The following is an 18,254-nucleotide window of genomic DNA, read 5'->3' as shown; positions in this document are numbered from 1 at the left end:
TCTTGAAAACGCTCAAGGGTCCAGCGCTGTTCCTGGCGCAGTTCATCGGCGACACACCTCCTTTTGATCGGCTGGACACGCTGGCCGGCTGGGCCGCGGGGCTGGGCTATTCTGGCGTACAAGTGCCGACCAGCGCGCCCCACCTGTTCGATCTGGCCGAGGCGGCGCGCAGCCAGGCCTACTGCGACGACGTCGCCGGCATGCTGGCCGGGCATGGCCTGCAGATCACCGAGCTGTCCACCCACCTGCAGGGGCAGCTGGTTGCCGTCCATCCGGCCTATGACAGCCTGTTCGACGGATTCGCACCACCGGACAAGCGCGGTGATCCCGCGGCCCGCCAGGCCTGGGCGGTGGAGCAGCTGCTGCTGGCCGCCAAGGCCAGCGAGCGCCTGGGGCTGACCGCGCACGCCACGTTCTCCGGCGCGCTGGCCTGGCCCTACTTCTATCCCTGGCCGCAACGCCCGCCCGGACTGGTGGAAGAAGCCTTCGCCGAACTCGGCCGCCGCTGGCGCCCCATCCTCGATGCCTTCGACGCCTGCGGCGTGGACCTGTGCTTCGAGATCCATCCGGGCGAGGACCTGCACGACGGCGCGACCTTCGAGCGCTTCCTCGACGTGGTGGACCACCACCCCCGCGCAAAGATCCTGTACGACCCCAGCCATCTGCTGCTGCAGCAGATGGACTACCTCGGCTTCATCGACCGCTACCACGCGCGCATCGGCATCTTCCACGTCAAGGACGCGGAGTACCACGCCAGTGCGCGCAGTGGCGTGTATGGCGGTTACCAGGACTGGATCGATCGTCCGGGCCGGTTCCGCTCGCTCGGTGATGGGCAGATCGACTTCAAGGCGATCTTCTCGAAATTCGCGCAGTACGACTTCCCCGGCTGGGCAGTGCTGGAGTGGGAGTGCTGCCTGAAACACCCGGAAGACGGCGCGCGCGAAGGGGCCGTCTTCATCCGCGACCACATCATCCGCGTGACCGAGCGCGCCTTCGACGACTTTGCCGACAGCGGCACCGATCCTGGATCACTGCGCCGCATGCTGGGGATCTGAGCCATCACTGCCTGGGAGGGCAAGCCATGACGCACACCATGTCGCGCTTGGGCGCGATGATGTTTCTGCAGTTCTTCATCTGGGGCGCGTGGTTCGTGACCCTGGGAACGTACCTGGTGCAGGGGCCGTTGCAGGCCACTGCGAGCCAGGTCGCGACGGCGTTCCTCAGCCAGTCCATCGGCGCCATCGTCGCGCCGTTCCTGGTTGGCCTGATTGCGGATCGCTACTTCGCAGCGCAGCGCATTCTCGCGGTGCTGCATCTGGCCGGCGCGGCGATGATGTGGCTGGCCTCCACGGCGACGGACTTCAGCACCTTCTCCGTTTATGTCATGGGATACATGCTGCTGTTCATGCCAACGCTGGCGCTGGCCAACAGTGTGGCGATGCGGCACATGCAGTCGCCGGAAAAGCAGTTTCCGCTGGTGCGGGTGGCCGGCAGCATCGGCTGGATCGTGGCCGGCGTGCTGATCGGCTGGCTGGGCTGGGAACAGGCGCATCGGCTCGAGCTGACCTTCCAGATGGCGGCGATGGCGTCGCTGGCCCTGGGCCTGTATGCATTCACCCTGCCGCACACGCCGCCGCTGGCGCAACAGCGCGACGCCGGCCTGGGACAGATCCTGGGGCTGGACTCGCTGCGGCTGCTGAAGTCGCGCGCCTACCTGGTGTTCTTCCTGGCCTCCATCGCCATCTGCATCCCGCTGGCGTTCTACTACAACTTCACCAACCCGTACCTCAACGATCTGGGCGTGCGCGGCGCGGCCGGCCTGCAATCGCTGGGCCAAGTCTCCGAAGTGCTGCTGATGCTTGCCATGCCGTTCCTGTTCGTGCGGCTGGGAGTGAAGACGATGCTGGCGGTGGGCATGGCGGCGTGGGTAGTGCGCTATGCGATGTTCGCCTTCGGCGATGCAGGCAGCGGCTTCTCCCTGCTGGTGATCGGCATCGTGCTGCACGGCATCTGCTACGACTTCTTCTTCGTCACCGGCCAGATCTACACCGATGCGCATGCCGGCCCGGCCGCGCGCAGCAGCGCGCAGGGCTTCATCACCCTGGCCACGTATGGCGTGGGCATGCTGATTGGCACGTTCCTGTCCGGCGCGGTGGTGGAGCACTACACCACGGCGGCGGGCCCGGACTGGCAGAAGATCTGGCTGTTCCCGGCAGGCGTGGCGCTGGTCGTGCTGATCGCCTTCCTGTTGTTGTTCCGCGACCGGCCGGTGGTTGCGGCCGCACCGTCCACTCCCTGAGGACCGCACCCGATGCCCAAGCTTGGAATTGCCATCGTCGGCACCGGCATGATCGGCGCCGTACACCATCGCGCGGCGCTGCTGGCCGGTGCGGAGATCCGGGGCGTGGCCGCCTCGTCACCGCAGCGCGCACGCGACGTGGCGCAGGCGTGGGGCGTGCCGCGTGCCTATCGGGACATCGAGGACGTGGTCGCCGATCCACAGGTGCAGGTGGTGCACGTCTGCACGCCCAACCATCTGCACCGCGGCATGGCGCAGGCGGCGCTGAACGCGGGCAAGCACGTGATCTGCGAGAAACCGCTGGCCACCACGCTGGAGGACGCCCAGGCGCTGGCCGCATTGGCCGCCTCGACCGGGCTGGTTGCCACGGTGCCGTTCGTCTACCGCTACCACCCGGTGGTACGCGAGGCGCGCGCCCGCATCGCGCAGGGCGAACTGGGGCCGCTGCACCTGATCCACGGCAGCTACCTGCAGGACTGGCTGCTGGACCCGGCCAGCAACAACTGGCGCGTGGACCCGGCGCTGGGCGGCGCGTCGCGCGTGTTCGCCGACATCGGCTCGCACTGGTGCGACCTGGTGGAATGGGTCAGTGGCGAGCGCTTCGTCGACGTCAGTGCGGCATTCGCCACCGTGCTCGCCGAGCGCGGCGCCCTCACCGGCCAGAGCTTCACCACGCCGGCGGCGGGCGGCGCGATGCAGGCCGTATCCAGCGAAGATGTGGCCGCGGCGATGTTCAAGACCGGCGCAGGCACGCTGGCGTCATTGACGGTCAGCCAGGTCTCGGCCGGACGCCACAATCGCCTCTGGTTCGAGATCGACGGCGCCCAGGCCAGCGTGGCGTTCAACCAGGAGGACGCCGAACGGCTGTGGATCGGCCGACCCGACCAGCGCGAGGAAACCTTCGTGCGTGGACCGGGTGCCGGCAGTGCCGAACAACGCCGGCTGTCGGTGTTGCCGCCCGGCCATGCGCAGGGCTACGGCCACTGCTTCGAGGCGTTCGTCGCCGACACCTATCACGCCATCGACGGCGAGCGGCCACAGGGCCTGCCCACCTTCGAGGACGGCCTGCGTTCGGCGTTGATCGTCGACCGCGTGATTGCATCGGCCAGGTCACGTGCCTGGACCGCCATCGGTTGAATCCCGGGAGGATGTGTTGATGAAAATCGCTACGCGCAGGACCACCACCCTTGCACTGCTGCTGCTCGTTGCCCTGCCTGCCTTCGCAGGCGACCCCGCCGGTCCGCAGCAGCCCATCGCAGTGCAGATGTACACGCTGCGCGACGCCGGCACGCTCGACCAGCAGTTGAAGATCGTGCATGACGCGGGCGTCGACGCGGTGGAGACAGTGGGTACCCAGAACGTCAGCGCCACCGAACTCAAGCACCTGCTGGACCGCTATTCGATCAAGGCCATTTCCTCCCACGTGCAACTGGCCGATCTGCGCAGCGACCTGGCCGGGGTGGTGGCCTTCAACCGCTCGATCGGAAACACCACCCTGGTGGTGCCGTACCTGGACAAGAAGGATCGGCCGACCGATGCCGCTGGCTGGACCGCACTGGGCCACGAACTGGGCCGGATCGCGGCGCAGGCAAGAACCCAGGGGATGCGATTGGCTTACCACAACCATGACTTCGAGCTGGTCGATTTCAACGGCAAAACCGGCCTGGAACTGCTGTTCGCTGCGGCCGGCCCCGACCTGCAGACCGAGCTGGACCTGGCCTGGGTAGCCCGTGCGGGCCATGACCCGGTGGTGATGCTGGGCAAGTTCCGTGGCCACGTGTTCGCGGTACACGCCAAGGACAACGCCCCCAAAGGCCAGGCCGAAGACGAGGGCGGCTTCGCCGCCGTTGGCCAGGGCGTGCTGGACTGGAACGCGATCCTGCCTGCCGCCGCGGCGGCGGGCGTGCAGTGGTACATCGTCGAGCACGACCAACCGCGTGATCCGGCCAAGGTCATCAAGACGGGCGCGGACTACCTGCGTCAACACCTCACCGCCACGCCGCCCGCCAGCGCATTGCGCTAGCCCGCCAAGGAGCCCCACGTGAACAAGATCCTGACGCTGGTCCTGACGCTGTTCGGCACGGTGCTGGCCCCCACCACAGCGTGGTCCAAGGACGACCCGGCCGCTGGCGCACAACTCTATACCGTGCACTGCACGGCCTGCCACGGCGCGAATCGGGCCGGCATTCCGCCGACGTTCCCCGCACTCACCGATGTCGCCAAGCGGCTGCAGCCGGCGCAGATCAAGGAAAAGATCAGCAAGGGCGGCGGCTTGATGCCGCCCTTTTCCCAGCTGTCGGCACAGGAAATCGACAATCTCGCCAGTTACCTGGCGAAATAGGAGTCCACTACAGCGCCCGCACCCAGATGTTGCGGTAGCTGACGTTGGAATCGTGTTCCTGCAGGTAGATCGGCGCACACCCATGGGGCGCGTACGAGGGCGCGCCGATGTACTCGGTCTTGCCCGCCAGCACGGTGTCGTCCTGCACCAGCACGCCGTTGTGCAGGACCGTGATGCGCGCGGGCGACACAAGCCCGCCGCCGGGTGAGAACCGAGGTGCCTTCCAGAGGATGTCGTAGGCCTGCCACTGCCCCGGTGCGCGCGAGGCGTTCACCAAGGGCATGGCCTGCTTGTAGATGGCGCCGGCCTGGCCGTTGGCATAGGTCGGGTTGTTGTAACTGTCGAGCACCTGCAGCTCGTAGTGTTCCTGCAGGAAGATGCCGCTGTTGCCGCGGTCCTGGCCCTCAAAGCCCTCGGTTTCGACAGGCGTGCGCCACTCGACATGCAGCTGGACGTCGCAGAAGTGCTGCCTGGTGCGGATGCCCTTGCTGCCCGGAACCACCGTCAGTGCGCCATCAGCGACGCGCCAAGGCACGCGCCCGCCCTGCTCCGACTCCCAGGCGGACACATCGTTGCCATCGAACAGCACGATTGCGTCGGAGGGTGCCTTTCCTGGGGGCGTGGCCACGCTCGTTGGCACCGGCGTCCAGACCTCGGTCTTCTTCGGATCGCGTGCAGGGTCGGCACCGGCCTGCCCGAGCGCAGGTGCGGCAACCAGCACGGCGGCGGCGATCAGCACAGGCGTGATCATTCCGTTGCGCTCCATCAGCTGGTCCCCCACGCCGGCGTACCGGGGATATAGGCGAGGTCGCCGTCGTAGCGCCCCGGCACCGCGACGTAGCGCAGCACTTCAGTTGCGCCGACCTTGGAGGTGAAGAAACCGAATATGGTCAGCTGCTTGAGCATCGTGAAGTAATGCGGCATCGCTTCTCCCTCCTCGGCGGTGCCGGTCTCGGTCACCTCGACCGCGTGCTTCCTGGCCTCTGCATCCAGCGCGCGCAGCAGCTCGGTGCGGGCCTGCGGCGCAAGTAAAACGAAGCGGCCGCCCGCGCGTTTGTCGATATCGGCCAGGCCGGCGCGGAACGTCGCCTGCTGCCGGGCGGTGTAGCAGTCGCTGACGAACGTCGCCATGAACGCACCGGCGCCTGCGTCTTTCGCCCCCGGCGTCTTCGTCCGCGGCAGGATGGTCTCGGCGATCTCATCCAGCGTGCCGACATCCGCGTCGGAGAAGCGCGACTTCGCCCCTGCGGCAGGAGCCTGTGCCTGACCGAGTGCGGGCAGACCGATCATGGCCGCACCGGTGGCGGCGACGATCATCTTCAGCAGTTCGCGGCGGTCCATCAGAGATTCCCCGCTTTCAGTTCGCGCACGGCATGGTCGGCAGCGCGTGCCGTCAGCGCCATGTAGGTCAATGAAGGATTCACGCACGCGCTGGAGGTCATGCACGCCCCGTCGGTCACATAGACGTTGGGCGCATCCCAGACCTGGTTGTGCTGGTTCAGCACGGAGGTGCTGCGGTCACGGCCCATGCGCGCAGTCCCCATTTCGTGGATGCCCTTGCCCGGGGCGTAGTCATTGTCATGCATCTCCACGTCCTTGACGCCGGCGGCCTCGAGCATCTCGGCGGCATCGGCGGCCATGTCCTTGCGCATGGCCAGTTCGTTGGCGCGCATGGAGACATCCATCGCCAGCACCGGCAGTCCCCACTTGTCCTTGCGGTCGCTGTCCAGGCGGATCGTGTTGTCGTGGTGCGGCAGCATCTCGCCGAAGCCGGTCATGCCGATGCGCCAGTCACCGGGCACGGTCAGCGCCTCTTTCAGGTCGGCACCGATATTCAGCTCGGCGATCTCGCGCGACCATCCCATGCGGCTGGCACCGCCCTGGTAGCCGAAGCCACGCAGGTAGCGGCGCTTGTCCGCAGCCACGTTGCGGAAGCGGGGAATGTAGAAGCCGCAGGGACGACGGCCGAAGTAGTACTTGTCTTCATACCCTTCGACCCGGCCCGAGGCACCCGCGCCGAAATGATGGTCCATCACGTTGTGGCCCAGTTCGCCGGACGAGGAGCCCAGCCCACCGTCCCAGACATCGGTGGCCGAGTTCATCAGCAGCCAGGTCGAGTTGAAGGACGACGCATTGAGGAAGATGACCTTCGCCGTGTACTCATAGGTCTGCCCCGTCTCGGCATCGATGACCTCCACCCCGCGCGCACGCTTGCGGTCCTTGTCGTAGAGCACTTCCTTGACGATCGAGAATGGCCGCAAGGTCAGGTTGCCCGTCTTCATCGCCGCCGGCAGCGTCGCTGCCTGGGTGGAAAAATAGGCCCCGAAGGGACAGCCGAGGATGCACTTGTTGCGGTACTGGCAGTTGACGCGGCCCTGCTCGGGCATCGGCTGGGTGATGTTGGCGGTGCGCGAGTGGATCATGTGCCGGGTGCCGCCGAAGGCCTTCCTGATCCGCGCGGCCACATCCTTCTCGACGATATTGAGTGGGATCGGCGGCAGGAACTCGCCGTCCGGCAGCACGTCCAGCCCTTCGCGGGTGCCGGCGATGCCGGCGAACTTCTCCACATGGTCGTACCAGGGGGCGATGTCGGCGTAGCGGATCGGCCAGTCGGTGGCGATGCCGTCCTTGAGGTTCGCCTCAAAGTCCAGGTCGGAGAAGCGATAGCTCTGCCGGCCCCACATCAGCGAACGCCCGCCGACGTGATAGCCGCGGAACCAGTCGAAGCGCTTGGTCTCGATGTAGGGCGATTCCTGTTCGTCGGCCCACATGCCCTGGAGGTTCTCGGCCAGCGCGTAGTCGCGCATCAGCACCGGGAAGGCCGCCTTCATCGCCTGGGTTGGCCGGTTGCGGTGCGGGAAGTCCCACGGCTCCTTCATCGCGTTGACGTAGTCCTTCACGTGCTCGATGTTGCGGCCGCGTTCCAGCATCAGCACCTTGAGGCCCTTCTCGGTCAGCTCCTTCGCCGCCCAACCGCCACTGATTCCCGAGCCAACAACGATGGCGTCGTAATGATTGTCTGCCATGGATCTCTCACCTGGTGGATATCGTTTCAGACGTCGCAGAGGCGGATCGCCTCGCGCAGCGAGCCGACGGGATCCGGTGCCGCAGGCATGAATTCCTGCGCCAGATAGCCGTCGAAACCGGTGTCGCGGATCGCGCGACAGATGGCGGGGTAGTTGAGTTCCTGGTGGTCCCCGATCTCGTGCCGGCCCGGCACGCCCGCCGTGTGGTAATGCTTGAAACAGGCGTGATCCCTGCCGATGGTGGCGATGATGTCGCCCTCCATGATCTGCATGTGATAGATGTCGTAGAGCAGGCCGAAGTGGTCCGAGCCGAGACGCTGGCACAACGCCACGCCCCATGTGGAGGTGTCGCACAGGTAGTCGGGATGATCGACCCTGGAGTTCAGCAGCTCCATCACCAGCACCACGCCGCGTTTCTCGGCATGCCCGAGGATGCGCTTGAGGCCCGCCTCGGCGTGGGCCATGCCCTGCTGGGGATCCATGCCATTGCGGTTGCCGGAAAAACAGATGAGGTTGCGGTACCCCGCATCGGCCACCAGATCGATGTGCCGCGTGTAGCGCTCCACCAGGGCGTCGTGGAACCGGGGGTCGGCAAAGCCCTTGGTGAGGCCCAGCTCCGCGCCGTTGCACATCGAGCTGTCCACGCCGTGGGCCTTCAGTGTGGGCCAATCCTCTGGGCCGACCAGATCAATGGCGGCAAAACCAATGTCCTTCACCGTCGTGCAGAGCTGGGCGACCGACAGCTGCGGGAAGGTCCAGCGGGCGACGGCGTGCTTCAGGTTGCCCTTGAGCGGGGCGGCAGCGGCAAACGCCGGCAACACGGCCGCAGCACCCAGCCCAAGGCTGCCGGCGACCGCCATGCGAAGCGCATCGCGCCGCGTGAGCCCCGGCGCCGAGGGCGGTCTGATGGAATGGATGGACATCCGCCTTCCGGCCTCCTGGTATCAAACGCTGTCGAACTGCTGCAATGCAATCGATTGCACCATAGAGGAGGAACGGTTTTTTTTGCAAGACGCGGTGCACGAAAACGCATGCTGCGGGGCACAACGCCGCCCAAACGAGAAAACCCCAGTAAGCACACCGGCTTACTGGGGTTTATTCAAACGCGAACTGACGACTGGAAATCAGAACGGAATATCGTCATCCGCAAAGTCGTCCATCGGCGGCGCGGACTGCTGCGGGGCCTGCTGCTGCGGGCGCTGCTGGCCGTAGCCACCACCACCGCCGCCGCGCTGACCACCGCCACCGCCACCACCACCACCGCCGTACTCCTGGCGCGGGGCCTGCTGGCGCTGCGGACGTTCGCCACCGGCACCACCGCCACCGCCGCCCTCACGGCCGCCGAGCATCTGCATTTCATCGGCGATGATGTCGGTAGAGTACTTCTCCACGCCATCCTGGCCGGTGTACTTGTCGTAACGCAGGCTGCCTTCGACGTAGACCGAGCTGCCCTTGCGCAGGTATTCACCGGCGATCTCGCCGAGCTTGCCGAAGAACACCACGCGGTGCCATTCGGTACGCTCCTGCTGGTTGCCATCCTTGTCCTTGCGGACGCTGGTGGTGGCCAGGCTGATGCGGGTGATCGCCATACCGCCCTGGGTGTACTTCACGTCCGGGTCGTTGCCGAGGTTGCCGACCAGGATGACTTTATTGATGCCGCGCGCCATAGGGTTGCTCTTCCGTTGTCCGAGGGCAGGCCGCAGTCATATCACAGCCCCGGGCGGGGTGCAGATCTGCCGGGCCGCCCTTGGGAAAATTGGGGGGATCCAGATTGCACCATCTTATCATTGCCGCCGTCCCCGACCCTGTCGGAATTCCGCCCGGCAGCGACCGGAAACCTGCTCGAGCCATACGCGGCAAGGGTGACGACCGTTACGCCGACTGCCGCCAGGCCCCGGCCAGCCTGACCGTCCCGGCGACAGGCCCAGCCCTGGTAGCGCATGGCATGATGTCCCTTCACTGCCTCACCCCCTGCTGAAATGACCATCCGCGGCAAAGCCACCTCCCTCGATATCGCCCACCTGGCCGGCGTCTCCCAGCCCACGGTGTCGCGGGCGCTGCGCGGCAGCCCGATGGTCAACGCCGAGACCCGGCAGCGGATCCTGGCCATTGCCCGGGAGCTGAATTACAAGGTCGACAAGAATGCCTCCAGCCTGCGCCTGCGCAATGCCGGCACGGTGGCGCTGCTGTTCTTCGAAGACCCCACCAACGACGACTCGCTGATCAACCCGTTCTTCCACGCCATGCTCGGCTCGATCACCCGGGCCTGCGCGCTGCGCGGCTACGACCTGCTGGTCTCCTTCCAGCAGCTGTCCACCGACTGGCAGGCCGATTACGAGGACAGCAACAAGGCCGACGGCATCATCCTGCTCGGCTACGGCGACTACCACGAGTCGCGCGAGCGCCTGCAGCGGCTGGTCGAGCAAGGCACCCACTTCGTGCGCTGGGGTGCTTCCCTGCCCGATCAGCCCGGTGTCTCGATCGGCAGCGACAATTTCCAGGGCGGCTTCGACATCACCGCGCACCTGCTCGACCAGGGCTGCCGCCGGATCGCCTTCGTCGGCCATGCTTCCAGCCACTATCCCGAGTTCGAGCAGCGCTACCGCGGCCACGTCGAGGCGATGCAGGCACGCGGCCTCACCGCCGAGCCGTCCCTGCAGCACGATGCGATCACCACCGAGCAGTCCGGCTTCGATGCCTGCCAGGCGCTATTGGCGCGCGGCGAACGTATCGATGGGCTGTGCGCGGCCAGCGACCTGATCGCGATCGGTGCGATGCGCGCCCTGCGCGAGCACGGCCTGCGCGTGCCCGAGGACGTGGCGGTCACCGGTTTCGATGACATCCCGCTGGCCGCCTCGGTCTCCCCACCACTGTCCACCGTGCAGCAGGACACCAAGCATGCCGGGCACCTGCTGGTGGAGAAGCTGCTGGCGCTGATCGAGGGCAAGCCGGTGGAGGGCGAGAGCATCGCGGTCAAGCAGGTGCTGCGGGACTCCTCGCTGCGCGGCTGAGCCTGGCTCAGGGCACGCGCTGGAAGGTCAGGGTCTCGAACGTAAGCGACCGTACCTGGCCCTCTCCCACCTGGAAGGTCAGCCAGCTCCCCGAACCGGGGACGAGTTCAACGCGCCCCTGATCCCTCTGTTCGCCTGCACTGGCGACGGCGTCCAGCCGCCCCCAGCGCAGCCGCAGCGCCTGGTCACCTGCCGCGTCGACCCTTACCTCGCCGAGCAGCGGATGGACGTATCGGCCCACGAAATGGTCGCGCGGCAAGGACCGCCGCCAGGGGCGTGACTGGATCGCCTCGCGCTGGCGCGCCACGTTCGCCTGCATCTGGGCCGCCTTTGCCTGCAGCGCCAGGAAGCGGGCGGCGGAGCTCGACGCGATCCCGGGCTCGTGCAACAGCAGGCCATACACGTGATCGGCGATGAGGTTGGTCAGCGGCGCGCCCAGCACGTCCTCGTTGTTGAGCACGACCAGCGCGATGTTCTGGTCCGGCATGAACGACAGATGCGCGTGGAAGCCGGCGAATCCACCGAAGTGGTGCAGCAGTGGGTGGCCCTTGTACGGACCGGTGTACCAGCCCCACGCGTAGCCGTCGCGCGCGAAATCCAGATAGCTCGCGTCCAGCGCGACCTGACGCTGCTGCGAGCGGGTGATTACCTGCCGGGCAAGGGCGGTGTTGCCCTCCCCCGGTAACTGCGCGATCAGGAACCGCGCCAGGTCCGGCGCGGTGGCGACCATGCCGCCGGCCGCCTGCATCGTGTCGTCCGCTTTGCGCAGATACAGCGGCGTGGTCGGCTGCGCACTGGCCAGCGAGTAAGGCGTGGCCATGGGCCAGCCGGCCGCCTCGGCAGTGCTGATCCGGGTACTCGTGTGCCGCATGCCCAACGGATCGAACAGCGTGTGCTGCAGCTGGTCCTGCCACGGCAGGCCGTCGTGCTGGTCCATCCAGATGCTGAGCAGGTTGTAGCCCAGGTTGGTATAGCGGAAGGTGCCGTGCGCCGCGTCCGGATCGCGCCGCGTCGCACCCACCAGCGCCCGCCGCGAGGCGCTGTCGTGCACGCCGCTGAAGGCGGTGGCCCAGACCAGGGCAGTGTTGTCCACGCCGGCCGTGTGCGTGAGCAGATCGCGGACGGTGATCGCCTCGGCCTCCAGGCCATCGAAGCGTGTTTGCGGAAACATCTGCTGGAGTGACATCGCCATGTCGAGCTCGCCGGCGGCCTGCTTGTGCAGGGCGTTCAGCGCGAAGAACGGCTTGGTCGCCGAGGCGATGTAGAAGACAGTGTCAGCCGTGACCGGCGTGCCGGCCCCGATATTCGCCAGGCCGTAGTAGCCTTCATGGATCACCTTGCCGTCCTTCACCACCACGACCGCGGTACCCGAAGGCAGGCCCGTGGCCGCCTTGGTCTGTTCGATGAGGGAGGACAGCGGGGCAAAATCGACAGGCGTGGCAGCGCGCACCGGAGACATCACGGCCACGGCAACGCCGGCACAGAGTGCCAGGATGCGTTTCATTCGAGGTCCTGTTGCAGGGGAGCCGCCGGCGACGCGGGCGGCAGGATGGCGGGCTTACTTCAGGCGGCGATCGAGTACGAAATACACCACGTTGCCCAGCCCTGTCGCACCGAGCAGCAGGGCGATGGCGCCAGGGGTGACCCGGTCGATACCGAGCAGATCGACCAGGCCGAATGCCAGCGCCAGGGTCAGCAACACGCAGCCCCAATGCAGCGCGGCCAGCCGCCGCTTGGTGGTGTCGCCGGCCAGCAGCGAGCGCACCAGCTCTTCCGAACCGCGGGCTTCAACGATCCGGCGGCGGGTGTGGCCATCGACCACGCTCTTGATGGCATACACGATGCCCAGGATCAGGACGACGGGAAGAATCAGGTTGTAATCCATGGTGCGTTCGTTCCGTTGAGGAGGGGCTTATCCACTGAGATACGGCCAGGGCGGAATGGGTTGCACGGAGCACGGTTGCAACCGATGGCGCACTCGACGTATCCCTATGGGGATGCGCACCCCGCCGCCCACCCCTGCCGACTGTCTCGACGCCGACCGGGCACTGGTCGCCGCCATTCTGTCGCGGCAGCCCGGGGCGTTCGAGCAGCTGGTGCGGGAGTATCAAGGGCTGTGCTGGCGCGTGGTCGACCGCATGGTCCGCCACCCCGACGACACCCGCGAGCTGTGCCAGGAAGCCTTCCTGCGCATCCATCAGACGCTGCATCAGTACCGCGGCGAGAGCGCGTTGAAATCCTGGGTGGCGCAGGTCGCCTATTCAATCGCCAAGCGCCACCTGGAACGCCGCCGCATTCCGCTGGTGGAGAACACCATGGGCGAGGACGGCACCGCATTGATCGAACAGATCGGCGATGGCATCGATCTGGAAGCCTTGACCAGCGAGCACGACATCAACGCCCACCTGTACGCTGCGATCGACGGCTTGCCGCCCCTGCAGCGCACCCTGCTCACGCTCTATCACCTGGAGGAGATCTCCATCGCCGAGATCGCCACCCTGACCGAGCTGGCCGAAGGCACCATCAAGAGCCACCTGTTCCGCAGCCGCAAGCGGTTGCGCGAACTGCTCGAATCCCGCATTGGAGTGCCCGCATGAGCAGCGCAGACGATCCCCGCATCGATCCCGAGGAATGGCAGGCCCAGGAGGATGCGCTGCGCGCCGCCCTCAGCGGCCAGCGCGCTGCGCCGGACGCCACCGACTACCTGCGCATCGCCCAGGCGATCGCTTCGGCCCCGCAGAGTGGACCGCCGATGCGCTTCGCCCGTGATGTCACGCTGCGCATTGCCCGGCATGACGCCGGTATCGAACGTTGGGTGTCGCGGGTATTGCTTGCCTTGTTGGCCCTCGCCGTCCTGGCCATCGGGGCGATGTTCGGCCCGGCGTGGTGGGGCGCGATCAAGGAGAGCGCGGGGCCAACGGCATCCGGCTGGCTGCTGGTGGCCGCAGGCTGCGTGGCTGCGTCATGGCTGGCCGCTCGGTGGCGCACACGTGTCCAGAAGCACCCATGACTTACGGCGGATGCGGCCCACCTGAATAGGGCGGATAACCGCGCTATCTCCCAGGGGAAGTGGCCACATGCTTGAGATCCGCGCGCTGTCCAAGACGTACGCCAATGGTGTCCATGCCCTCGCCGGTGTGACGCTCGATGTGCCCCGCGGCATGTTCGGTCTGCTCGGGCCCAACGGCGCCGGCAAGTCCTCGCTGATGCGCACCTTGTCCACGCTGCAGGAGGCCGACAGCGGCTCGGCGACGCTGTCGATTCCCGGTGAGGCGGCCATCGACGTGCTGCGCGACAAGGATGCGGTACGGCGCCGGCTGGGCTACCTCCCGCAGGACTTCGGCGTGTATCCCAAGGTCAGCGCGCTGGACCTGCTCAACCATTTCGCGGTACTCAAGGGCATCACCCAGAAGGGCCAGCGCCGTGAGGTGGTCGAGGCGCTGCTGCAGCAGGTCAACCTGTGGGATGCGCGCAAGCGCAAGCTCGGCACTTACTCCGGCGGCATGCGCCAGCGCTTCGGCATCGCGCAGGCGCTGCTCGGCGATCCGCGCCTGGTGATCGTCGATGAGCCCACCGCTGGCCTGGACCCGGAAGAGCGCAACCGCTTCCTCAACCTGCTCGCGGCGATCGGCGAGAACGTGGCGGTGATCCTGTCCACGCACATCGTCGAAGATGTCACCGACCTCTGCCCGAACATGGCCATCATGAACAAGGGACAGGTGCTGCTGACCGGCAAACCCAGCGATGCGATCGATGCGCTGCAGCACCAGGTCTGGCGCAAGCAGGTCGACGTTGCCGAACTGCCCACGTATGAGACCAACCATGTGGTGCTGTCCACCCGCCTGGTCGGTGGGCGGCCGGTGATCCACGTACACAGCGCGAACGACCCCGGCGACGGCTTCGCAGCCGTGGCTCCCGATCTGGAAGACGTCTATTTCCAGCGACTGCGCCTGCAGTCGCGGACCGCCTGACCGGAGCCGGCCCATGATCGCTGCCTTCTTCCGTTTCGAGCTGCGCGAGCAGCTCCGTTCCCCGCTGCTGTGGCTGCTGGCGGGCCTGTTCGCCTTGATGGCCTTCGGTGCCGCGTCGTCCGACGCGATACAGATCGGCGGTGGCACCGGCAACGTGCACAGCAATGCACCGACCGTCATCGCTTCGATGCTGGGCATCTTCACTCTGCTCGGCATGCTGGTCTCCACGCTGTTCGTCAGCAATGCGCTGCTGCGCGACTTCGATCTCGGCACCGCCGAATTGATCTTCGCCAGCCCGATCAAACGCCGCGATTACCTGGCCGGACGCATCGGCGCCGCGCTGGTCAGCGGGCTGCTGGTGTACGTGATCATTGCCGCCGGCATGGCGCTGGGGCCGTTCATGCCCTGGGTCGATCCGGCCCGTATGGGCCCGGTCTCGCTGTACAGCTATGTCTGGGCATTCGGCGTCATCGTGATTCCGAACCTGATCTTCACCACGGCCCTGCTGGCCTTGCTGGCGGCCACCACCCGCTCGATCCTGTGGGTCTACATCGGCGTGATCGCCTACTTCGTGCTGTACGGCGTCAGCGCGGCCCTGCTCCGCGACATCGACAACACCTGGATTGCGGTGCTGAGCGAGCCGCTCGGCCTGCGCGCGTTGTCGCGGACCATCCGTTACTGGTCGGTGGCCGAACGCAACTCCGGCTTGCCTGCCGTCGCCGGTCAGCTGCTGGCCAACCGTGCGCTATGGCTGGGTGTGGCGGCAGTGCTGTTCGCTGCGACGTTTGCCTTGTTCCGCACCGAGCGCAGCGGCAGTGCCGGTCGTCGCTGGGGCCGTAAAGCCGCCGCGGCAACGAGCACCCCGTCGCTGCGCCCGGCCCAGGTCACGGTGCCACGCGTGGTGCCCGGCAGCGGTGTCGGCACCGCCTGGCGCCAGTTCCTGCATCAGGTTCGCTTTGATACGGCTGGCGTGGTGCGCAGCGTGCCCTTCCTGGTACTGCTGGTGCTGGGGCTGTGCAACTTCCTGCCCGGCGCCCTGTTCCGCCAGACGATGTATGGCACGCCGATCTGGCCGGTCACCTCGGAAATGCTGACCGCGCTGCAAGGCACCTACAGCTGGCTGCTGATCATCATCGTGCTGTTCTTCGCCGGCGAGCTGGTCTGGAAGGAACGCACCGCCCGCATCAGTGACGTCACCGATGCGATGCCGGTGCCCAACTGGGTGCCGTTGCTGGCCAAGTTCGCCACGCTGGTGGCGGTGATCGCCTGCTTCCAGGCCATCGGCGCGCTGGCCGCGATCGGCGTGCAGCTGGCCAAGGGCTACACCCACATCGAGCCGCTGGTGTATCTCAAGATGCTCGCGCTGGATTCGGTGGTCTATCTGCTGATGGGTGGGCTGGCGCTGGTGCTGCAGGTGCTGACCAACAACAAGTTCGTCGGCTACGCACTGCTGATCGTGGTGATGATCGGGCAGGCGGTGCTGGGCATGCTCGACTACACGCAGAACCTGTACAACTTCGGCAGCTGGCCGATCGCGCCGTACTCGGACATGAACGGCTACGGTCACTTCCTGCCGGGGCAACTGGCGTTCCAAGGGTATTGGGCGCTGTTCCTGTTGGCCCTGTTGTGCGTCGCCTCGGCCTTCTGGGTACGCGGCGTCGGCAATGGTGCGCGGCAGCGGCTGGTGCTGGCCGGGCGCCGCCTGCGCGGCCCGACTGGACTCGGTGCAGTGGTGGCCACGTTGGCCTTCATCGGGGTGGGTGGCTGGCTGTACTGGAGCACCAACATCCGCAACGAGTTCCGCTCGCCCGATCAGCAGCTGGACCTGCAGGCCCGCTACGAACGCGATCTGTCGCGCTACCGTGATGTGCCGCAGCCACGCATCGTGGCGGTGGACAACCGGATCGACCTGTCGCCGGAAACCCAGTCGATGGTCGTCGATGCTTACTGGACGGTGCGCAATACCCATGCCGCGCCCATCGATCAGATCCATGTGTCGATGGACGATGACAGGCAGTTGACCCTGGTCGACCTGGGGGGCGAAACGTTGTCCATGCACGACGCTGATCTGGGCTATCGCATCTACCGGCTGGCCAAGCCGCTGCAGCCCGGTGAGGAACGCCGTATCCACTTCCGCATCAACCAGCATCCGGACGGCATCACCGCGCATCAGGCACCGACCAACCTGGTCGACAACGGCAGCTTCTTCAACAGCAGCGATCTGCCGTCGTTCGGCTACAACCAGCGCGTACAGATCACCGACCGCAACGAGCGCCGCAAGCGCGGCCTTGGCGAGCCGACCCGCATGCCCAAGTTGGAGGACCAGGCCGCACGCGCCAACAACTACGTCAGCGACGATGCCGACTGGCTGGACTTCCGCAGCACCATCTGCACCGCGCCGGACCAGGTTGCGCTGGCACCGGGATACCTGGTGCGGGAGACGACCGTGAACGGCCGCCGCTGCTTCAGCTATGCCATGGACCGGCCGATGCTGAACTTCTACGCCTACCTGTCTGCCCGCTGGGAAGTGAAACGCGCGACCTACAAGGGCATTCCGGTCGAGATCTACTACGACCCCCAGCACGGCTACAACGTGGACCGCATGATCGATGCGGTGCAGAAGTCGCTGGCGTATTACGAAGCCAACTTCACGCCCTACCAGCACCGTCAGGTGCGCATCATCGAATTCCCGGGCTACCAGAGCTTCGCGCAGTCCTTCGCCAACACGATCCCCTACTCCGAATCGATTGGTTTCATCGCCGACCTGCGCGATCCGGACAAGGTGGACTACGTGTTCTATGTCACCGCCCATGAGATCGCACACCAGTGGTGGGCGCACCAGGTGATCGGTGCCAACGTACAGGGCGCCACGATGCTGTCCGAGTCGCTGTCGCAGTACTCGGCGCTGATGGTGATGGAGAAGGAGTACGGCCGACAGCACATGCGCCAGTTCCTCAAGAACGAGCTGGACGGGTACCTGTCCGGGCGTGGTGGCGAAGGCGTAGAAGAACTGCCGCTGGCACGGGTGGAGAACCAGCAGTACATCCACTACCGCAAGGGCTCGCTGGCGTTCTACCGGCTGCGTGAGGAGATCGGCGAAGCCGCCCTCAATCGCGCCCTCAAGCGCTATCTGCAGGACAAGGCCTTCCAGCAGCCGCCCTACACCACCTCCACCGAACTGCTCGCCTACATCCGCGCCGAGACCCCGGCCGACCGTCAGCAGCTGGTGACGGACCTGTTCGAGAAGATCAGCTTCTACGACAACCGTGTCCTCACCGCGAGCGTGCAGAAGCGTGCCGATGGAAAGTACGACGTCACCTTGAAGCTGCACGCCGAGAAGCGCTATGCCGACGGTGGCGGCAAGGAGACCACCGGTACGATGGACGACTGGATCGAGGTGGGCGTGTTCGCCAATGCGCCGTCGGGCAAGGAGCGCGATCAGAAGGTGCTGTACCTGCAGCGCCACCACGTCACCGAGGCCAATCCCTCCATCACGGTGACGGTGGAGGGCAAGCCGGATGAGGCGGGCTTTGATCCGTACAACAAACTGATCGATCGGGTGTCGTCGGATAACCGGCGGAAGGTGACGCTGCAGTAAAACGCAGC

17 protein-coding genes are annotated in these 18,254 nt (G+C 66.3%); 10 read left to right on the top strand and 7 right to left on the bottom strand.

Going from position 1 to position 18,254, the window contains the following annotated elements; genetic code table 11:
- Nucleotides 1-2: 2 nt before the first annotated feature.
- The 5 genes from ABE483_RS16795 to ABE483_RS16775 are packed head-to-tail and all read left to right on the top strand — an operon-like array spanning nt 3 to nt 4,640.
- The gene (locus tag ABE483_RS16795; protein ID WP_346463909.1) at nt 3-1,055 is read left to right on the top strand and encodes a sugar phosphate isomerase/epimerase family protein; all 1,053 of its coding nucleotides are present in this window, start codon (nt 3-5) and stop codon (nt 1,053-1,055) included.
- A gap of 26 nt (nt 1,056-1,081) precedes the next feature.
- A complete protein-coding gene (locus ABE483_RS16790; RefSeq protein ID WP_313212053.1) occupies nt 1,082-2,299 on the top strand; it encodes a nucleoside permease in 1,218 nt (405 codons plus the stop codon).
- Nucleotides 2,300-2,311: 12 nt separating this feature from the next.
- Nucleotides 2,312-3,436, top strand: a complete 1,125-nt coding sequence (locus ABE483_RS16785) for a Gfo/Idh/MocA family oxidoreductase (RefSeq protein WP_346482082.1) — start codon at nt 2,312-2,314, stop codon at nt 3,434-3,436.
- 19 nt (nt 3,437-3,455) lie between these two features.
- Nucleotides 3,456-4,322, top strand: a complete 867-nt coding sequence (locus ABE483_RS16780; protein WP_346482081.1) for a sugar phosphate isomerase/epimerase — start codon at nt 3,456-3,458, stop codon at nt 4,320-4,322.
- A 27-nt stretch (nt 4,323-4,349) separates the two neighbouring features.
- Nucleotides 4,350-4,640: a cytochrome c gene (locus ABE483_RS16775; protein ID WP_313219149.1), complete on the top strand. Its 291-nt coding sequence runs from the start codon at nt 4,350-4,352 to the stop codon at nt 4,638-4,640.
- A 7-nt stretch (nt 4,641-4,647) separates the two neighbouring features.
- Here the strand turns inward: ABE483_RS16775 and ABE483_RS16770 are convergent, their stop codons facing one another.
- From ABE483_RS16770 to ABE483_RS16750, 5 genes are all read right to left on the bottom strand, one after another.
- Nucleotides 4,648-5,391 carry a DUF1080 domain-containing protein gene (locus ABE483_RS16770; RefSeq protein ID WP_346482080.1) on the bottom strand — a complete coding sequence of 248 codons (744 nt, stop codon included), beginning with the start codon at nt 5,389-5,391 and terminating at the stop codon, nt 4,648-4,650.
- 14 nt (nt 5,392-5,405) lie between these two features.
- Nucleotides 5,406-5,981 (bottom strand): gluconate 2-dehydrogenase subunit 3 family protein, encoded by a 576-nt coding sequence (locus tag ABE483_RS16765; protein ID WP_346482079.1) that lies wholly within the window; start codon nt 5,979-5,981, stop codon nt 5,406-5,408.
- Nucleotides 5,981-7,666, bottom strand: coding sequence for a GMC family oxidoreductase (locus tag ABE483_RS16760; protein ID WP_346466321.1), 1,686 nt, complete (start codon nt 7,664-7,666; stop codon nt 5,981-5,983). The genes ABE483_RS16765 and ABE483_RS16760 overlap by 1 nt, the downstream gene beginning before the upstream one ends.
- Before the next feature lie 26 nt (nt 7,667-7,692).
- Complete coding sequence (locus ABE483_RS16755) at nt 7,693-8,589, bottom strand: TIM barrel protein (RefSeq protein WP_313217537.1); 897 nt, start codon at nt 8,587-8,589, stop codon at nt 7,693-7,695.
- A gap of 201 nt (nt 8,590-8,790) precedes the next feature.
- Complete coding sequence (locus ABE483_RS16750; protein ID WP_088435225.1) at nt 8,791-9,333, bottom strand: single-stranded DNA-binding protein; 543 nt, start codon at nt 9,331-9,333, stop codon at nt 8,791-8,793.
- A 312-nt stretch (nt 9,334-9,645) separates the two neighbouring features.
- Between ABE483_RS16750 and ABE483_RS16745 the strand changes: the two genes are divergently transcribed.
- On the top strand, nt 9,646-10,677 hold the full coding sequence (locus tag ABE483_RS16745) for a LacI family DNA-binding transcriptional regulator (protein ID WP_346482078.1): 1,032 nt from the start codon (nt 9,646-9,648) through the stop codon (nt 10,675-10,677).
- A gap of 7 nt (nt 10,678-10,684) precedes the next feature.
- On the opposite strand, the gene ABE483_RS16740 is transcribed toward ABE483_RS16745, so the two are convergent.
- Both ABE483_RS16740 and ABE483_RS16735 read right to left on the bottom strand, forming a co-directional pair.
- Nucleotides 10,685-12,181, bottom strand: coding sequence for a serine hydrolase domain-containing protein (locus tag ABE483_RS16740; protein WP_346482077.1), 1,497 nt, complete (start codon nt 12,179-12,181; stop codon nt 10,685-10,687).
- 54 nt (nt 12,182-12,235) lie between these two features.
- Complete coding sequence (locus ABE483_RS16735; protein WP_313217531.1) at nt 12,236-12,562, bottom strand: hypothetical protein; 327 nt, start codon at nt 12,560-12,562, stop codon at nt 12,236-12,238.
- 112 nt (nt 12,563-12,674) lie between these two features.
- Here ABE483_RS16735 and ABE483_RS16730 point away from each other — a divergent pair, with 112 nt between their 5' ends.
- The 4 genes from ABE483_RS16730 (at nt 12,675) to ABE483_RS16715 (ending at nt 18,246) form a co-directional block, all read left to right on the top strand.
- A complete protein-coding gene (locus ABE483_RS16730; RefSeq protein ID WP_346463901.1) occupies nt 12,675-13,274 on the top strand; it encodes a sigma-70 family RNA polymerase sigma factor in 600 nt (199 codons plus the stop codon).
- Complete coding sequence (locus ABE483_RS16725; RefSeq protein WP_313212072.1) at nt 13,271-13,687, top strand: hypothetical protein; 417 nt, start codon at nt 13,271-13,273, stop codon at nt 13,685-13,687. The genes ABE483_RS16730 and ABE483_RS16725 overlap by 4 nt, the downstream gene beginning before the upstream one ends.
- Nucleotides 13,688-13,754: 67 nt before the next feature.
- Nucleotides 13,755-14,648 carry an ABC transporter ATP-binding protein gene (locus tag ABE483_RS16720; protein WP_346482076.1) on the top strand — a complete coding sequence of 298 codons (894 nt, stop codon included), beginning with the start codon at nt 13,755-13,757 and terminating at the stop codon, nt 14,646-14,648.
- Between the two features lie 13 nt (nt 14,649-14,661).
- Nucleotides 14,662-18,246, top strand: coding sequence for a M1 family aminopeptidase (locus tag ABE483_RS16715; RefSeq protein ID WP_346482075.1), 3,585 nt, complete (start codon nt 14,662-14,664; stop codon nt 18,244-18,246).
- Nucleotides 18,247-18,254 lie beyond the last annotated feature (8 nt).

Origin of the sequence: Stenotrophomonas sp. TWI602 (assembly GCF_039674045.1) — a bacterium.
GTDB lineage: Bacteria > Pseudomonadota > Gammaproteobacteria > Xanthomonadales > Xanthomonadaceae > Stenotrophomonas.
Note: the sequence above shows the minus strand (reverse complement) of the source record. Positions and strands in the feature narration are given on the sequence as shown.